At 55.7% G+C, this 17,964-nt stretch carries 8 protein-coding genes and 2 pseudogenes; 2 read left to right on the top strand and 8 right to left on the bottom strand.

Annotated features, from left to right (window positions below; translation table 11 throughout):
• The first annotated feature begins 243 nt into the window (after positions 1–243).
• Complete coding sequence (locus tag ACFK9X_RS01200) at positions 244–1,566, top strand: MFS transporter (protein ID WP_001148981.1); 1,323 nt, start codon at positions 244–246, stop codon at positions 1,564–1,566.
• A 39-nt stretch (positions 1,567–1,605) separates the two neighbouring features.
• Here the strand turns inward: ACFK9X_RS01200 and ACFK9X_RS01195 are convergent, their stop codons facing one another.
• Positions 1,606–3,666: an AsmA family protein gene (locus ACFK9X_RS01195; RefSeq protein WP_151115297.1), complete on the bottom strand. Its 2,061-nt coding sequence runs from the start codon at positions 3,664–3,666 to the stop codon at positions 1,606–1,608.
• Between the two features lie 109 nt (positions 3,667–3,775).
• Positions 3,776–4,543, bottom strand: a pseudogene (pdeH, locus tag ACFK9X_RS01190) (cyclic-guanylate-specific phosphodiesterase).
• A 229-nt stretch (positions 4,544–4,772) separates the two neighbouring features.
• Here pdeH and ACFK9X_RS01185 point away from each other — a divergent pair.
• Positions 4,773–5,702, top strand: coding sequence for a sugar kinase (locus tag ACFK9X_RS01185; protein WP_064043339.1), 930 nt, complete (start codon positions 4,773–4,775; stop codon positions 5,700–5,702).
• 53 nt (positions 5,703–5,755) lie between these two features.
• Here the strand turns inward: ACFK9X_RS01185 and ACFK9X_RS01180 are convergent, their stop codons facing one another.
• The 6 genes and pseudogenes from ACFK9X_RS01180 to bcsB form a co-directional block, all read right to left on the bottom strand.
• Complete coding sequence (locus ACFK9X_RS01180; RefSeq protein WP_001163181.1) at positions 5,756–7,243, bottom strand: pitrilysin family protein; 1,488 nt, start codon at positions 7,241–7,243, stop codon at positions 5,756–5,758.
• A 219-nt stretch (positions 7,244–7,462) separates the two neighbouring features.
• Positions 7,463–8,749, bottom strand: a complete 1,287-nt coding sequence (gene dctA, locus ACFK9X_RS01175; RefSeq protein ID WP_000858228.1) for a C4-dicarboxylate transporter DctC — start codon at positions 8,747–8,749, stop codon at positions 7,463–7,465.
• Positions 8,750–8,906: 157 nt separating this feature from the next.
• Positions 8,907–10,913, bottom strand: coding sequence for a biofilm formation regulator HmsP (gene hmsP, locus ACFK9X_RS01170; protein WP_151115295.1), 2,007 nt, complete (start codon positions 10,911–10,913; stop codon positions 8,907–8,909).
• A 173-nt stretch (positions 10,914–11,086) separates the two neighbouring features.
• Positions 11,087–14,565: pseudogene (bcsC, locus tag ACFK9X_RS01165) on the bottom strand (cellulose synthase complex outer membrane protein BcsC).
• Positions 14,547–15,656: a cellulose synthase complex periplasmic endoglucanase BcsZ gene (gene bcsZ / locus ACFK9X_RS01160; protein ID WP_151115293.1), complete on the bottom strand. Its 1,110-nt coding sequence runs from the start codon at positions 15,654–15,656 to the stop codon at positions 14,547–14,549. The pseudogene bcsC and the gene bcsZ overlap by 19 nt, the downstream one beginning before the upstream one ends.
• Before the next feature lie 3 nt (positions 15,657–15,659).
• Entirely contained in the window at positions 15,660–17,960 is a 2,301-nt protein-coding gene (gene bcsB, locus ACFK9X_RS01155; RefSeq protein WP_151115291.1) for a cellulose biosynthesis cyclic di-GMP-binding regulatory protein BcsB, read from the bottom strand.
• Positions 17,961–17,964: the final 4 nt, after the last annotated feature.

Genomic DNA, 17,964 nt, shown 5'->3' with positions numbered 1-17,964 from the left:
CCTTCCGCCTCATCTCATTGTTTCAGCATATAAATCCAGTAATTAACTTTTATTTAACCCGAAACCAGTTTTATCCACCAATTCTAAAATTATGTGAAGCATTTCATAGACGCAAAATGGCTGGCTTAAACATTATCCCCTTTTTGCGCTTTTTTTGACCATTTTTGGCTTTTGTTACACATTGAAATATAACTTTTGCTGTGCGTAATATGGCTATTCGTTCGCTAAAAATAAGAAAATAGTATGCAAGCAACCGCCACAACACTCGACCATGAGCAGGAACATGTTCCGGTAAACTCACGCAATAAAGTCGTTATTGCCTCGCTTATCGGCACCGCGATTGAGTTCTTCGACTTCTATATTTACGCCACCGCTGCGGTGATCGTGTTCCCCCTTATCTTCTTCCCCCAGGGCGATCCCACTGCGGCAACGCTACAATCGCTCGCCACCTTCGCTATCGCGTTTGTGGCGCGTCCGATTGGCTCTGCGCTATTCGGCCACTTCGGCGACCGGGTAGGCCGCAAAGTCACGCTGGTGGCTTCGCTGCTGACGATGGGGATCTCCACGGTCATTATCGGTCTGTTACCGGGCTACGCGACGATAGGTATTTTCGCGCCGCTGCTGCTGGCGCTGGCGCGTTTCGGTCAGGGACTGGGGCTGGGCGGCGAATGGGGCGGCGCAGCGTTATTAGCGACGGAGAATGCGCCGCCGCGCAAACGCGCGCTATATGGCTCCTTCCCGCAGTTGGGCGCGCCGATCGGCTTCTTTTTTGCCAATGGCACCTTCCTGTTGCTCTCCTGGCTGCTGACCGACGAGCAGTTTATGAGCTGGGGCTGGCGCGTGCCGTTTATCTTCTCGGCGGTGCTGGTGATTATCGGCCTGTATGTGCGCGTGTCTCTGCATGAAACGCCGGTGTTTGCGAAAGTCGCCGCAGCGAAAAAGCAGGTAAAAATACCGCTGGGCACGTTGCTGACGAAGCATGTCCGCGTAACCATTCTCGGCACGTTTATCATGCTGGCGACCTACACGCTGTTCTATATCATGACCGTCTATTCCATGACTTACAGCACGGCCGCCGCGCCGGTGGGGCTTGGCTTGCCGCGCAATGAAATACTGTGGATGCTGATGATGGCGGTGATTGGTTTCGGCGTGATGGTGCCCGTCGCCGGCCTGCTGGCGGACGCATTTGGTCGTCGGAAAAGCATGGTCATCATTACCACGCTCATCATTCTCTTCGCGTTGTTCGCCTTTACCCCGCTGCTGGGTTCAGGCAATCCAGCGCTGGTATTCGTGTTCCTGTTGTTAGGCCTGAGCCTGATGGGGCTGACCTTCGGCCCAATGGGAGCGCTGCTGCCGGAGCTATTTCCGACGGAAGTGCGCTATACCGGCGCATCGTTTTCCTACAATGTGTCATCGATTCTGGGCGCTTCCGTCGCGCCGTATATTGCCGCATGGCTGCAAAGCCACTACGGGCTGGCGGCGGTAGGGGTTTACCTGGCGTCAATGGCGGCGCTGACGCTGATTGCACTGCTATTAACCCATGAGACGCGTCATCAGGCGTTGTAATAGGGCGCCGGATGGCATCATCCGGCGCTACGTTTCACGTTACTGCTTCATCTGCGTTAAAATCGTCCGGCACTGATTGGCTTCGCCTTCAGAGGGCGAAATGAGCGCCAATAGCGCGGCGGCGGGCGTTACCAACGTCGCCAGCGCTGCCGCAACCGCGCCGCGCGCAATCAGCGGGCCGGGCTTGACGCCCGCCTGCGGATTTTTAAATGTCCCGCGCACGTACAGCGGCGATCGCAGCGTAATAATACGAATCCCCTTACTTTCCGGATCAATGGTTAAATCGAGCTGTTCAGAGGCGAAGCTCGCCGTACCGGTCACGTTAATCAACGCATTTTCTGTATCAAAAGCAAAAATTTGCGGTCGCGCCACGCCGTTCGCAATATTGAGATTCGCCGCCGCGCAGTTAACCCGCACTTCGTCATCGCCAAAAATCTGCCCGACAATATAGTTGCCGACGTTCAGCCCCACGATTTCCATCAGGTTGCGGCTAATCAATCCATCATTCATCAATAATTTGAGATTGCCGTTACTGTTGCCAAGCAGCGCGGCGACCGAGTTGCCCGTCCCGCGAATATCCGCATCGCCGTTCAGCTCGCCCAGCGTTTTCTGCATCAGTTCCACATCCGGCATCAGTTCTTTAAGCTTCAGCCGACGCGCCTGTATATCCGCCCGCCCCTGCATTGGCTTTTTATCCCCTTCCAGATGGATGTTGGAGACAATACTGCCGCCTGCCAGACCAAACTTCAGCGGCTGTAGACGTAAGTCGGCGTTTTTCAGAATGATATGGGTCGAAAGATCGCTAATCGGTAGACTGCCGCCATGCTCAATACATCGGCCTTTAAATCGGACATCGGCGTCCATGACGTCCCATTTGTCGGTTTCAAAGCGATCGTAAGGCAACACTTTATCCGCCGGCTGAACATTCTTCTCGCCTTTGCGCTGTTCAGACCGTTTCGACTGCTCAGCGTCTTTCCCGGAATCCACGCCAATCAGCGGCCCAAGATCGGCCAGTCGTAACTGGCGCGATTCGACATCGCCTTCCAGTTTAGGGCGCGGTTTACCGGTGGTATAAGTGAGGGAGCCGTGGATATCACTGTCGCCAATGCGCCCATTAAAACCGCGATAATCAAATACCGATGACTTTTCGGCGTCAATTTTCGCCACCAATCGCCCATCGGTCTCAAACGGCGGCGTATCCGGCAGCAGCACGCCGGTTAAATCATATAAATCGCCCAGTGAATCGCCAGAGAATTTAAGCCGCAGATCGACGCCGCCCATTTTCATCGGCTCGTTCACCACGCCGCTAAAAGCCACCCGCGTGTTGCCAGAGCGGAAATCGGCCTGCACAGGAAAAGGCGTACTTTCGCTGCGTAGCGCCAGCATACCGCCTATTTTCCCCGTACCGGTCAACGGTTCCCCGTTATAACGCCCCTGCGCCTTCAGGCCGAAGACATAGTCGCCCACGCTGGATTTGTCTGCTTTGCCTTTCGTTCCCGTCACTTCGCTGAACGGCAACGGTTTGCCTAACGGATCGATCAGAATAGTGATATCCGCTTTGCTGACCTTATCATCGATCGCGATTCGCCCCTGGTCGAAGAGAATATTATCCAGCCGGAAGGACCAGGCGGAAGGTTTAGCATTGGGGTCCGTATTCTTGTCTTGCGCGAGGTTAAAGGTCCAGTTATTGGTTTTCTCGGACAGACGAATAAGACGCGCGTCGGGTTTCACCAGTTTGATCCACGGCAGCCAGACGGTTTTGGTCAGGAGCGCCAGTGGGGCAAGCGTCGCCTCAACGCGTGGCAGATGCACCATCGTAACTTCCGGAATATCCGGCGGATTGCCGAGAATGACGTCTTCCGCGTGAACATGCGGCCACGGTACCCAGCTTCGCCAGCCGGTCTCCTGTTTTTGGCGTTCCCACACCACGCCTAAATCGCCGCGAATAGCGAAAGGCCGATTCAATTCGGTAGAGACTTTCTGGTTGATGGTCGGTTTGAGGCGGTTCCAGTCAAATGTTGCGATCAACAAAATCACTATGGCGATCAACAACAAGAAAGTCCCTGTGATGGCGGCGGTTATTTTGCCTGCTTTAGTCATGTGTTATTTCCTCACTTCTTCCCTTGCCTGTCCTAAAGATAGTTCAGCCAGACGAAAAAGGAGGATGACCGCGCCTCGTAATACCACGTATTACGGGAACAGTCTGGCGTTACAGGGTCAGAATCACCTCTTCGAGCGATATCAGCGGCACGGGTCGAGAAAGAAAATAGCCCTGGGCGGCAAAGGCGGGCGAACGCTGCACATCACGCCACTCTTCCAGCGTCTCCACGCCCTCGACAATAACGCCGCGGCAGTAGCGGTTCATCAGTTGCAGCAGCAGAGTGAACAGGTTGCGTCCCTCCGGGGACTGACGCAGCATGACGAACAGCTCGCGCGCCACTTTAATGTAGTCATAACGCACTTCGCTCAGCGCTGAAAAATTGGCCATACCAGTACCAAAATCATCCAGCCACAGCGGGCCGAACTCACACATCGAGGCGAAAGAGGAGTCTTTCGGCAAACGAATATGTTCCACCAGTTCGAAACGCAGCCAGGGTAAGCGCTCCATCGCGGCCAGAATGTCCGGCTGTCGTCGCATGGCAATCAGCGTAGGGCCATCGACATTGACCGATGCCAATAAGTGATGGCGAGTGAAAAAATCCGCTTTTTGTTCAAGCTGATGAAGTTGTTCTTTCACTACGTCAATGCGGTGTCGAACCGCTAACTCCGCGAAATAACGATCCGGGGCAATACGTCTGGAAGGGTTATCAGGATGGGTGACGACAGTGAGAAGTTCAACCGCCATCAGACGGCCATCCGTCTAGTATATCGGCTGGTAAGTATAGGCACGCTCGCATTGCAGCCAATAGCGCCGTTCCTGCAAATTCTCTATACCTGCATCAGGAACGCGTAGCTGCTGGATAACCTGCTTTATCATCTCAGTTGTCCTGTTAATGGGAGTGTGACTGTCCGGACTCGTCAAAGGTTATCGGCGTTCAGGCAGAGAACTTTACCCTCGGTCCCTGGCAAAATAAAAAACAGACCACGAAACTTGTTAAAAATACGCACTTGCTCAAAAAAATAATGGACCGATGTTTTAATATTATTGACCACTAAACATCCACAGCGCACACTAACGCTAATTTTTACAGATCAGGTTCACGACTATGTCTAAAAAGATTGCCGTGATTGGCGAATGCATGATTGAGCTGTCGCAGAAAGGCGCTGATGTTCAGCGCGGCTTCGGCGGCGACACGCTGAATACCTCCGTTTATATTGCCCGTCAGGTCGATTCTGCCGCTCTGGCCGTTCACTATGTGACGGCGCTGGGTACCGACAGTTTCAGCCAACAGATGCTGGAGGCGTGGCAGCATGAAAATGTGGATACCTCGCTAACGCAGCGGATGGAAAATCGCCTACCAGGCCTCTATTACATCGAAACCGATGACACTGGCGAGCGTACCTTCTACTACTGGCGTAACGAAGCGGCAGCGAAATTCTGGCTGGAGAGCGAGCAGTCAGCGGCTATCTGCAAGGCGCTGGCGACCTTCGATTATCTCTACCTGAGCGGCATTAGCCTCGCGATTTTAAGCCCGACCAGCCGTGATAAGCTGCTGTCTTTATTGCGTGAATGCCGGGCCAACGGCGGGAAAGTCATTTTTGATAATAACTATCGCCCGCGTTTATGGACAAGTCGCGAAGAAACGCAGCAGGTCTATCAAAAGATGCTGGAATGTACTGATATCGCCTTCCTGACACTGGACGATGAAGACGCGCTATGGGGTAAGCAACCGGTGGAAGAGGTCATTGCCCGCACCCATGCGGCAGGCGTGCAGGAAGTGGTGGTAAAACGCGGGGCGGACTCTTGCCTGGTCTCGATTCAGGGCGAGGCGCGCATTGACGTTCCGGCAGTAAAACTGCCGAAAGAGAAAGTGATAGACACCACTGCCGCAGGCGACTCCTTCAGCGCCGGTTATCTGGCCGTTCGTTTAACGGGCGGCAGCGCGACGGATGCCGCGAAGCGCGGACACCTGACGGCCAGCACGGTGATTCAGTACCGTGGGGCCATTATTCCGCACGACGCGATGCCGCAGTAAGTCATTTGCTCTTGCCCGGTGGCGCTGCGCTTACCGGGCCGACAGGCGGCAGCTTACTGTGCCGCCGGTGTCTCCGTCACTTCCGGATGCGCCTCATCTGCTTCAACAGCGGCGGCAGTTGCCGGAACCATGATTTCATCCCACGTCGCCTTTAACGCCTTCATATTAAATTCCGGCTCGCCTTGCGGTTGCAGCAAAATTAATGCCATCTCCTGCGATAGCTGCTGACGTAGATTCTGATTGAGCATATCGACGGTCAAGCTATTGAGGAAATTCTGACGCAGCTTCTGATACTGCTCCGGCGCGATATCCACCACCTGATTCTGCAGCGAACGCATTCGCTGTCCAGTCAAAATGTCAGTATCGGTACGCGCGTAGGTCGCGAACAGCTTTTGCAATTCGAGATTTTTCTGCGCCACCAGCGCAGTAAACTCCTCTTCCGACAAACCTTTATCGCGTACTTTCGCCAGTTCATTCGCCACCAGGCTCAAATTGGTATTGAGCTTATCATTAGGTGATTCAATGTTGATGGCGCACTGCGCGCGCAGGAACAGAACCCGGCAGTCAAACCCCAGACCAATATCTTTCGCGTTATTTTTAGTAAGCTCTTGCTGGATATGCCAGAACAGCGCTTCGCGCGCCAGATCCGCCTGCCAGTAGCGCAACAGCGCCGCCGACTCGCGAATCGGTTGCCACGGCGTATCCCACATAATGGAGAGACGATCCTGGCGCACCGCATCGGTCATAATGCTCACTGATTCCGCCCGCAGCGGCGAAAGCGTCGGCACCGGGGCGGGCGTTTCGCGTTTACCTTTCAGCGTACCGAACGTTTTATTGATCTGCTCGGCGACGGAGCGCGCATCAATGTTGCCGACAACAATCAGCGTCATGGCATCCGGGGTGTACCATTTTTCATAGAAAGCCTGAATTTTGGCTGCGTCTACCGGCTGCTTTAACGGTTCCGCGGGATCGTGCCCCAATAACGCCGACCCTTTCAGCCGATAACGCCACCAGCCCTCTTTAGTATCTGCTGGCCACGTCGCAACCATATCTTCGCTGCTTAACGCATGATTCACCGTCTCTGGCGTAATGGTTAATTTACCGGAGACGTTAGCCAGATAGGTCAGTGCTTCTTTCAGCAGATCGTTACGGTTATTGGGTAAACTGAGGTTATAGAGCGTGGAATCATAAGAAACAATAACGGGCGGCATGGGACGTTTCGGATCAAACCCTTGCTGCCATAAAGAACGTGCCTGTGCGGCATCCAGACCACCGCTTTGCGTCAGCGCGATACGGGGAATCGCATGGCTAAACCCGCTCTGTTGCGTACTTTCGGTGAGCGAACCGGTATTAACCTGTAGACGAACTTCAATACGATCGCTGGGGCGCTGAGGCGTAGCCAACACTTGCCACTGTAACCCATTAGCCAGCGTCCCCTGTTGCCATGCCGGATCGGGCTGGAGCGCATCTGCCTGCACATAGCCGGCAGAGGCCAACATCAACAGACTGCCCGCTAAGAGTCGAATTTTTGTGCCCTGCATGTGAACCCCTGATCAACAATCCTGGTAATAAAAAGACAGCCCCGGCAGGGATGCCTGAATATGACGTAAAAACACTTCGTGTTAGACCGCGAGAACCTAAAAATGTCACGGAAGAAGTGAAATAATCCCTAAGCATCATGCTGTATGCTTTGGGCGCAGGGGTCAATTATGCGCAAACACCCGCAGTCCTGGAAGGGACTACGGGCATAAGTGGCGAGATTAGGAGGAAATTTCGTGCGTTTTGCCATCCGGCGCACGATTATTAAGCACATCGTCCAGCTTTTGGTGATCTAACTCTTTCACCCATTTGGCAACCACCACCGTCGCCACGCCGTTACCCACCAGGTTAGTCAGCGCGCGCGCTTCGGACATAAAGCGGTCGATACCGAGGATTAACGCCAGTCCCGCCACCGGCAAATGACCTACGGCGGAGATAGTGGCCGCCAGCACGATAAAGCCGCTTCCGGTCACGCCCGCGGCACCTTTTGACGAGAGCAGCAACACGACCAGCAGCGTTATCTGGTGGAAGATATCCATATGGCTGTTGGTCGCCTGGGCGATAAACACCGCCGCCATCGTCAGGTAGATAGAGGTGCCATCAAGGTTGAACGAATACCCCGTCGGGATCACCAGCCCCACCACCGATTTACGGCACCCCAGTTTTTCCATCTTATCGAGCATACGCGGCAACGCTGACTCGGAAGAGGAGGTACCGAGCACAATGAGTAATTCTTCCCGGATATAGCGAATAAATTTAAAAATGCTAAAGCCCGTTACCCGTGCAATCGTCCCCAGCACCACCACCACGAAGAGAATACAGGTGATATAGAAGCAGATAATGAGCTGCCCCAGTTGCACCAGAGAACCGACGCCGTATTTACCGATGGTGAAGGCCATCGCGCCGAATGCGCCAATCGGCGCCAGGCGCATGATCATATTGATGATGCCGAAAATGACCTGCGAAAAACTCTCAATCACATTGAAAATGAGCTGGCCTTTGCTGCCCAAACGGTGCAGCGCAAAACCAAACAACACCGCAAACAGTAAGACCTGCAGAATGTTGCCGCTGGCAAACGCGCCGATCACGCTGCCCGGTATGACATCCATCAGGAAGGCAATAATGCCCTGCTCCTTGGCTTGTGCGGCATAAACGGCCACCGCCTGCGCATCCAGCGTTGCCGGATCGACGTTCATCCCGGCGCCAGGTTGCACAACGTTGACGATGATAAGACCGATAATCAGCGCAATCGTACTGACAATTTCAAAGTAAAGCAGCGCGACCGCGCCGGTACGCCCCACCGCTTTCATGCTTTCCATGCCTGCGATGCCCGTCACGACTGTACAGAAAATGACAGGAGCGATGATCATCTTAATGAGCTTAACGAACGCGTCGCCAAGCGGTTTCATTTGTGCGCCCAGTTCAGGATAGTAATGGCCAAGGAGAATACCAATGGCGATTGCTGTCAGGACCTGAAAATAAAGACTTTTGAACAGAGAGGTTTTCATAGGGTGTCCTTGAAGTAAAAACCACAGGTCTTGTAAGGTTATGAGTAACCTGCGGCCTTAAAATAACACCCACACAACATGACAGAAATGCGCCAGGATCATAATTGAAACAAAAATGTTAAAAAGTTTGAGCTGGCTCGCACAAGCGCGACCTTTTTTAACTTTTGTAATCAGAATTTTCGTGCGACAGATACCGTTCTTCAAAGATATCCGCGGGAACGGGCCGAGCAAACAGGAAGCCTTGCGCCACGTTGACTCCAGCCTGTTCCAGCCACGCGCGCTGCGCCTCGCTCTCCACGCCCTCGGCAATCAATTGTAAATTAAGACTGCGGGCCATCAGGATAATCGCCGTCACCATACTGTGATCATCCGGTAACCCATCGACAAACATTTTATCAATTTTAAGGATATCGACCGGTAGCGACTTCATATGCTGTAACTGGCGCAGCCCCGCGTAACCCATGCCAAAATCATCCAGTGCGATACGCACGCCAGCATTACGTAACGGACGTAAGATAGCGACGGCAGCGTGTGGATCGTCGATACGGCGGCTTTCAGTGACCTCAAGAATCAGCGTACCCGGTTGAATACGATAGCGATTTAACAATTCCAGCAGATCCGACACCATGCCAGGGTGCATGAGCTGTAACGCGGAAAGATTGACGGAGAGCGGCAATGTCACGCCGCGCTCCTGCCAGGCGGCAAGCTGGCGGCAGGACTCTTCCAGCACCCAATGGCCCACCGTGACCATCAGGCCGCAGGATTCAATGCGCTCAATCAGCCCCTCCGGCAATTCCCAGCTACCGTCCGGCTGTTGCATACGTAACAAGGCTTCGGCGCTTAATACGTTGCCGCTGCGCATCTCGACCTGCGGCTGCAACCAAATGGCAAACTGATGGTTATCCAGCGCGGTAAGGATATCGCTCTCTTCGGTAAGGCGCTGTTGAGCGGCCTCCATCTGCGCCGGGTCAAAGAACTGGATCTGATTTTTACCTTTTCGGCGCGCGGTAAACGCGGCGGAAACGGCGCGACCATAGAGCGCTTCGGCGGTCAGATCGCCATAATACATCGCAATGCCAATACTGCAGCTTGGGCGCAGTTGAATACCCTGGATGGGTAGTCGTTCATTAATGATAGTGAGTATTTGCTGACCTAATGTGATGGCGTGCCACGGCTCTTTAACGCCGTGGGCGATAATGGCAAAGTCATACCCGCTGACCTGCGTAAGCACCATGCGCGGCGCCAGCACCGACTTCAGCTTCTCAACCAGCGTCAGTAATAGAATCTCCCGCTGCGTTTCTTGCAGCACGCCTGCCGTGTCACGCAACGTTTCGCACGTCACGATGATAAGCGCGGTGGTCTGTTGGCGGGTGATAACCTGTTCCAGCAGCGCCATTAAAAAGGCTTTATTGGGCAGCTCGGAAACCGGAAAACGCATCGCGTTGTCCGTTTGCTCCTCGCGTTGACGCTGCATAAGCTGCTGGTTGAGGTTATAGCTGCGTACCAGCATCCCAATTTCATCATCCTGATGCAGACACGGCAACGCCAGCTGATGTCCGATCAGCTCCTGCTGCGGAATGTCGTTCAGCTCGCGGGCGATTTTGCGCAGCGGATGCACAATCAGGCGGTTTACGCACCAGGCGATGGCCACCGTCAGGATCAGCGATAAAAGTAAGTAAATGGTCACTAACGTAGAGAGCGCGCTCATGACGAACTTGTACATACGGTACGAATCCGCCTGCAATACAAGGTAGGCCAGAGGTTGCGGATTGGCGGGACGCTCCAGCGAATAAACCGGTAAAGAAATTTGTACCGGCAGTTCGAAGAGACGCGTCACCATAACCGGGACGGGGCGTTCAGGAATGAAGCGCTTACGCAACGCCTGGAACTGATTCGGCAATACCACATCGGCGCGACTCACCACGCCCGCAGGTTTAATACTTTCCAGAATGGTTTCCGCGCCGGGGAGATCCGCTTTTAAAATCGCGGAAGAAAGAGGTTCCCGAACAGATCGCGCGATGCTTTCCAGTTGCGTAGCCGTGTTGTAGCGGTTCTGCTGTACCAGATGGAACAACAAAACGGTGCAAAAGACAAAAACAAACACCATGACAACGGCCGCAACCATTGCCATCTGTTTAATTGTTAACGAGCGGCTGACGCGCAAATTGACTCTCCCTGGATATCCCGGACTGCCGCCTGAGTATACCCGATTGCAGCGGCATTAAGAGAGGCTGTATCTGAAAAGGACTTTTCTGAATAACGGTTAATGATAGCGTCTGATGGCGCTGCGCTTCTCAGGCCTACGACGCCTGTCAATTCGTAGGCCTGACGCAATGATTACCAGTCAGCGTAAGGCACCAGAGGCTGCGGCGGTAAATCCATATCCCCCTGCCAGCCCGCTGCGGAATAACGGACATACAGCAGCAGATGACTGGGGGTATAGTCTTTCGCCTGCTGAATATCGACAGCCGTACCCACAAACCAGTTGGCAGTGACCCGGCGTTCAATGAGCGCCCGCGCGGTATAGCCAAATCCCTGACTGCTGCCGCCGCCGTTGGTCTGGTCACGCGCATCCTCCTGATAATCCGCCGGGATCAAATTCATCAGCGGATAACGCGGCATGGTACGGGTGCGGGAGTGCGACCAGGATACCGAGCCGCCTAGCTCCCACGACCAGTTTTCCGTACGCTGCCGCCACATCACCGGCACCGCAAACGACAGGTATTCCTGCGGGCTATAATAACCGCCCTGACCCAGTGAATAACCGCTCAGATCTTTGTCGTAATGCCAGATCATGTTATTCAGCCCGACGGTAACGCGGCGGTTATTCTCGTTAATCACCTTATAGTAATAACCGGTCATCCAGCGCACGCGCCAGTTATCTTCCACATTTTTACCGCTCAACTGGTCGCCGCTGAGCGACGCCCAGACACCGTTTGCTTCGCCTTTATCATAGCTGAGACTGACGCCGCCGCCGTTGGCCCGCACGCCGCCCCATTTGGTGCCGGTATTGCTGCTGGCGTCCTTTTGCCCGCCAAACGCCAGCAGTGAGCTGGAGATCGGGCGACGATGCGCGTTCAGGGTATAACCCAACGGCCCGATATCGTCGCTATAGCTGACGCCGCCGACCACATCAACGACATTAAAGCCCATCGGCGTCGTGCCGATATCCCAGCGCCAGGTCTCATTCTGCCAGCCGACCGCCACGCTCGCGCCCGTATCGGCCTGGCTACGATGTCCGCTGCATTTCTCCAGCGTACAGGTACCCCAGTTATTATCGTATTTTCCATCCGCATCCGTAGAGAAGCGGCCAACATCCATATTCACCATATCAGTACGAAAGAACGCCCGTCCGTCCGACCAGGGCGCATCCACCTGAAGCATCGTGGTATGCGCCTTCAGATCGGAGTAACCGCCAGTCCCGCTCGACCCCCAATAATCGTGCGCCAACGTGACATTGAGATCCTGCTGACGGTACAACTCCGCCGCATCGCTACGCACGCCGCGTTTTAGCCAGTCATCTTTTTCATCATTGCGCGTCAGGCGGGTAAAGGTATCGTTATCCTGGGGAAGAACCGGCGTAATCGCTGCGGCGACCATTGCCTCTTTGTAGGTCTCCAGCGCCCGCTGCGGCTCGCCCGTTTGCGCCTGAAAAGCGGCGGCGTCACGCAATACCATCGCGCTTTCCATTGATGGCGGCTGTGCTTTTGCCTGCGGCGTAATGCGGTTGAAGGTCCGCGCCGCCGCCGTGATATCGCCAAGCTGGAGCTGCGCCAGCGCGCCGCGGCGTTATCGCCCTGTGCGATGTCGATTTCCACCCGCCCCAGCATGGCATCGACATTACCCGGTTCCCGCGCCAGAACGGCGTCATAAGCGGCGCGGGCCGCCGCATTATCGCCACGCTGCTGCGCCCAGTCCGCCAACGTTAACGCAATGCGCGTAGAGGGCGGCTGCTGACGTAACAACGCTTCCGCTTCGCGTTCTTTGCCGCTATCGCGCAAGCGGTTAGCGCTTTCCAGCACCTGGTTACTTTGCAATCGGCCCGCCAGTTCCTGAATATTGCTGTTCCACTGGCTGGTCGGCAGGGTATTGAGATGCGCCAGCGCCGCCCGGTCCCGATCGCTGCCGGAAAGATAAAGCCCATAAGCATAGACCTGTCCCGGATCGTTTGGCTTCTGCTGCGCCAGAGAGCGCATTTGCGCATCGGCCTGGGCGTGCTGCCCGGCCTGCCACAGATCGCGTGACAGTCGGTACGTCACCCACACGCTCCCCGGATCTAATGCCAGCCGACGACGGTGCAGTTCTGCGGCCTGCGCCCATTTGCCCTCGCTTTCCAGCGTTTCCGCCTGCTGCGCCAGACGGTCATTTTCCAGACTGCGTTCGATATCGTCGATACTGCGCCGCTGGCTGGCGGAAAGAGAAGCGATAAACGCGGCGGCTTTTTGCGGCGACTGCTGGCGATAAAGATTCGCCAGCCCGCGTACAGCATTGGTATTACCGCTATCCATACGCAGCGTCTGCTGATAATAACGTTCGGCGGCGGCATTATCTTTGCGCGCCATCGCCACATCCCCCAGCCCCAGCACCGCGTAGCTGTCGGTGTTATCCACTGCTCGCGCCTGCTGATAGAAACGCTCCGCCTGGGCCAGATTATTCGCTTTTAAGGCCGCGTCGCCCTGCTGAATTAACAGCCAGTAGCGATTGACCTTCAGCAGACTCTCCCACTTATCGCGGCTGCTGCTGTGCGGCGCTATCGCCAGCGCCTTTTCAAACTGCGCGACGGCGCGGGCGCGATCGCCACGCTGTGAGTATGCCTGCCCCAGCGCGCCGACCGCCTCGCTGTCGTCCTGCCGGGCGCTTACCGCCTGCTGCAATTGCGCAATGGCCTTACTGCCTTCTCCGGCATTAACCGCCGCGATGCCCTGCGAGCGCGCGCGGAACGCCGGATCGGCTAACTGTTTTTGCTGCTCGCTAAGCTGGGCGCGGGCGGCAGACACGCTATCGCCTTCGCTAAACTGCGTCAGATAGTCTTGCAACGCTTTTACGCTGGCGTCGCTCACCGGGAGATCTTTTATCTGCTGGTACCAGATGGCGGAGGCCGCGCTGCGTCCCGTACTGGATTTCGCCATCTGTTTTAGCACCGCAAATCCCTCATCGCGCCGCCCGCTGGCGAACAACAGTTGCGCCAGCGCATTTTGCAGAGCGTTATTACCCGGACTGACGGCGTTGATTTTCTGTAGCTGGTTAATCGCTTCGTGACGGCGGGCGGGCAATTTCGCCACGGTCGTCCAGTATTCGACCGCCAGTTCGCCCTCCGGCGGATAACCTTTAAACAGCTTGTCGTAGCTGGCGATCGCTTGTTCAGTATGGCCGGTCGTCGCCAGTAAACGCGCCTCCTGCAAAGACTGGCGTCCTTGCGGCGTGGAGAGCAGCATCGCGGTGCGGGAAGATTGATACGCCGTCGACTCCGGCGCCAGTTGCGCCAGCCGGTCAAGTAGCTTCTGCGCCCCGTCGCTATCCCCCTGGCGCAACAGATAGCGGAAACGGGCGGCGATAACCTGTGGATCATTGGGGTCGATCAGCTCCAGGCGATAGAGCGACTGACGGACTAAGTCCTCACGGTGCGTGGCCTCGCCCAGCCGAACCTGCTCCAGCAACTGTTGCTGCGCGGAGGTCGCTGCGCCGGCAAGCGGTGTTAGCGCCATACCAAGCGATAAACCCAACAATGCCCGAGAAACGCCCCTTTTGCCAGGTAAGGCGTTTCGACCGCCAGCCGGCAAAAAAGCGTGCATGAGACTTAACGTGAACTTACGCATTCCTGGCCCCAGTCAGGTAATAATTCACCTTTGACGGTGAAGCGAAAACGGTGCTGATCCCAGCCTTGTCCAAAGAGAGTCAGCATATAGTTGTAATAGGCATCGCTGCCAGGAAAATGGTCTGCGACCCGCTGTCGCTGCACGGCCTGGGCGTCGCGATTTTGCAGGAAAGGCAGTAAGGCGGCGGAAAACCCGACCGGCCCCGTCCCTTGCGCATTCCCGCTGACGACATCCACTTTCTCCGGTGGAACGCCGTTTTTCATCGTTAACGTCGCCATCGGTTTAAATCGCGCCAGTAAACGCGCTTTTTGCGGATCGCCATCATGCATCATTCCCGCCCATAAATAGACGCGAATCGCATCGTAGCTACTGATCAGCGTCTTTTCCGCTTTCAACTGCCAGCCTTGCTTGCTTTCATAACGCACCCAGTCCGGCGAGAAACCTTTCGGCGCGGTTTCCAGCAAAAGCCGCAAATTGGTTTCCCGTAACGTCGACCACGGCGCGCCAAAACGGCTAAAGTATTGCGCCAACTGCGGCGGCAGATAGCTTGGGTTAAAACGCCAGCTATTCGCCTCGGCAAAGCCGATTTTGCCAGGTAGCAGCATTGAGCCCAGCCCCGGCACATTCACGACCTCTTCGCGGGCGATGCGTTTTAGCAACGCCGTGCCCACCTCGGTATAACGCGTCTCTTTCCACAGACGACCGGCCTCCAGCAGCGACCATGCCATCCAGATATCGCCGTCGGACGCGGAGTTGCTGTCCAGCACCGACCAGGTGTCGGGATCTTTTTGCCCCCACAGCCAAGCGGGCAGATGTTCACGCAGCGATCCCTGCGCCAGATTGTTTTGCGTCCAGTTAAACAGTTGCGCGAACGCCGGTCGATCGTTCGCCGCCAGGGCAAAGAACATGGCGTAGCTTTGCCCTTCGGAGGTGGTAATTTTTCGCGCATCGCCCGGATCGATAACGCGTCCCTGCTGGCTAATGTAATCTTTCTTGAACTGTTCCCACGCAGGCCAGCTACAGGCCGCCTGCGCATTTATTGCCGTCAGCATGACGATCATCGTTATCCATCCGCGCAGCATAGTCATCATGCGTTACTCATGGTCAGGGTCGAGACGACGGCGACTGAGAATACGTAGCAGACGCCACAATACCCACGCCAGTAATACCACACTGAGGGCCGCCAGTACCGCCAGCAGCACCGGGTGATTCGCCAGCGCATACCACAGCCGCTCAAACCACGGCAGATGTCCGACGTAATAGATATCGCCAACGCGCAGACTGTGAACGCCGGACTCGCGGATCACCGCCACGGAACCAAACATCGCGGCGCGTTTACCGCTGTCGTTCACGGCGTCGTTCAGTAGCTGGTAGCCGCGCGGGCTGTCAGCCAGCAGAGCAATCACGCTGCGCTGATCATTAAACGGCGACTGGAAGCCCACCACCGCCGCCATCGGGCCGCTGGCGGTGACGGTGGACTGCGCATCCGCCGCGCGATCGGCCTCATCCGGCATAATCGACGGGAAAGCGGTCTGCCGCATCGGGGTTTTTACCCAGCTTTGTGTCGCCTGCACCAACAGATCGATACGCTTATCGTCTTTTAGCTTGCCCGGAATAGCGCCAATAATCAGCAGATCGGCGTCTTTGTCGGCTATCTGAGCGCTATCATCGGTGATTGTCAGATTAATTGCCGGGAAACCGGTCTGCCCGCCAATGGCGCCGACCGTATTCAGCAGCGTTTCCATTTGCGCTTCGGTTGGGGTCTTCGGCATCACCGCCAGCGTGTCAGACAAGTCGGCCATCCGGCTTAACGGGAAACCCGCATTGGCGAACGCGCGTAAATCCGGCATCGCGATAAAGTGGTAATATTTCGAAAAATCGATAGTGGAGTCATCCCCTATCACCACATGATTCGGTACCGGCTGGAAGGTAATACAGTTGTCCACCGACCCGCCCGGCATCGGATTCATGTAGCGGAAGTCAAAACGTAGTTGGTTCATCGCCCCCAGTTTGAGCGCCGGAATAGACACATCCGTTTTACCATCCAGCAGTCCCTGAAGTACCGGCAGGCGCAACAGGAGTCGATTAGTTTCCTGCGTGCTGTTAAGGCTAAAGGCTTGCAGGAACTGGTTATTCAGACTGATATCCAGCCGTGAACTGTCTTTGGTCGGCGGCGAGGTATAACGGTAGTTGAGATCCATATCAATACCGTTGCTACGCAGCAAATAGAGGTCCGGCGGCAGATTCAAAGAAACATTGATGGGTGCCGGCTCCAGCCCACTCGACTGGAGCTGCTCTTCATAGGTTTTCAGCTCGCCAAAAGTGACCGGGCGATCGGTACGCACCCAGTTCGGCGCATCATACGGTTTGCGCGCCAGCAGCGGTTTTACATCGTTGACCACCACGCTGGAACCACGGAAGAGAATATTCCCTTGCGCGATACCTTTTGCCGCTTGCAACAGGTCTTTATCATCACGGCCAAACACGACCAGCAACTTCACATACGGATTATCCGGATGGCTCATCATCTCGATAACCGGCGCGTTAACCGCAGGATGATCGCGCAGGAAATCGGGGCGTCGATCGTTGGTGGCGAACACGATCGCATTGCGATCCGGCAGGTGATTATATAACACCGGGAAGCGCTGACCGCGCCAGCCCGCCCGCGAGCCAAACCAGGACGCGACAATAGAAGCCGCCTGCTGCTGCGCCAGATCCGGCATGTCAGCAAACACTATCGGCAACGTCACCGGACGGTTATCCCGCGGATCGAAAAACGGCACCGGGAAGTGGGACAGATCGTTATTCACCGCCAGCATGTTACAGGTCAGATCCAGGGCGCTATTTCGCCCGATGTCTAACCACAGAGTACTGCTGGCCGGATTTTCACACACGTCGCGATAGTGGCCGACAAACTCCAGCCGCACCCGGTTAAAGTCGGTGATAAATAGCGGATTGATAGGTACCTGCGCCAGCGTCTTTTTCCCCAACTGCTCTTTTGTCACCGGCAGTACGCCCATCAGTTCATCATTGAGATAAACCTTGAGCTGCGACTGAACCGGCAGGAGCGACGGCGAGGGCGTATATTCCAGATTCAGCACCGCTTTCGACGCCACTTCATCGCTGCGCATACCAAATTCAATGCCGCCGTTAGGGTTAACGCCACGCAGCGCCATGCTGCCCGGCGGCGGCGCGATTTGCGCAAAGGTCAGCTTGACCTCGCGCGAAGGCGCGGTCTGCGCCACGACGGGCGCCTCAGTTGCGGGCGACGGCGCAGGCTCGGTGGGTTCAGCATTTATCAATGGCGGCGTAGCAGGCGCCGCCGCCGTCATGAAAGCAGGAAACGCGCTTAATCCTATTACCGCCGCACAAATCCAGGACAATTTTCTTTTCATCGCA

It is taken from the genome of Salmonella sp. WC3, assembly GCF_042932255.1.
GTDB classification, from domain to species: domain Bacteria; phylum Pseudomonadota; class Gammaproteobacteria; order Enterobacterales; family Enterobacteriaceae; genus Salmonella; species Salmonella enterica.
The sequence above is the reverse complement of the archived record's forward strand: the minus strand, read 5'-3'. Positions and strand labels throughout refer to the sequence as shown.

Coding starts and splice junctions, on each gene's coding strand:
- ACFK9X_RS01200 (WP_001148981.1), top strand. CDS start 244: ATGCAAGCAACCGCCACAACACTCGACCATGAGCAGGAACATGTTCCG.
- ACFK9X_RS01195 (WP_151115297.1), bottom strand. CDS start 3,666: ATGACTAAAGCAGGCAAAATAACCGCCGCCATCACAGGGACTTTCTTG.
- ACFK9X_RS01185 (WP_064043339.1), top strand. CDS start 4,773: ATGTCTAAAAAGATTGCCGTGATTGGCGAATGCATGATTGAGCTGTCG.
- ACFK9X_RS01180 (WP_001163181.1), bottom strand. CDS start 7,243: ATGCAGGGCACAAAAATTCGACTCTTAGCGGGCAGTCTGTTGATGTTG.
- dctA (WP_000858228.1), bottom strand. CDS start 8,749: ATGAAAACCTCTCTGTTCAAAAGTCTTTATTTTCAGGTCCTGACAGCA.
- bcsZ (WP_151115293.1), bottom strand. CDS start 15,656: ATGATGACTATGCTGCGCGGATGGATAACGATGATCGTCATGCTGACG.
- bcsB (WP_151115291.1), bottom strand. CDS start 17,960: ATGAAAAGAAAATTGTCCTGGATTTGTGCGGCGGTAATAGGATTAAGC.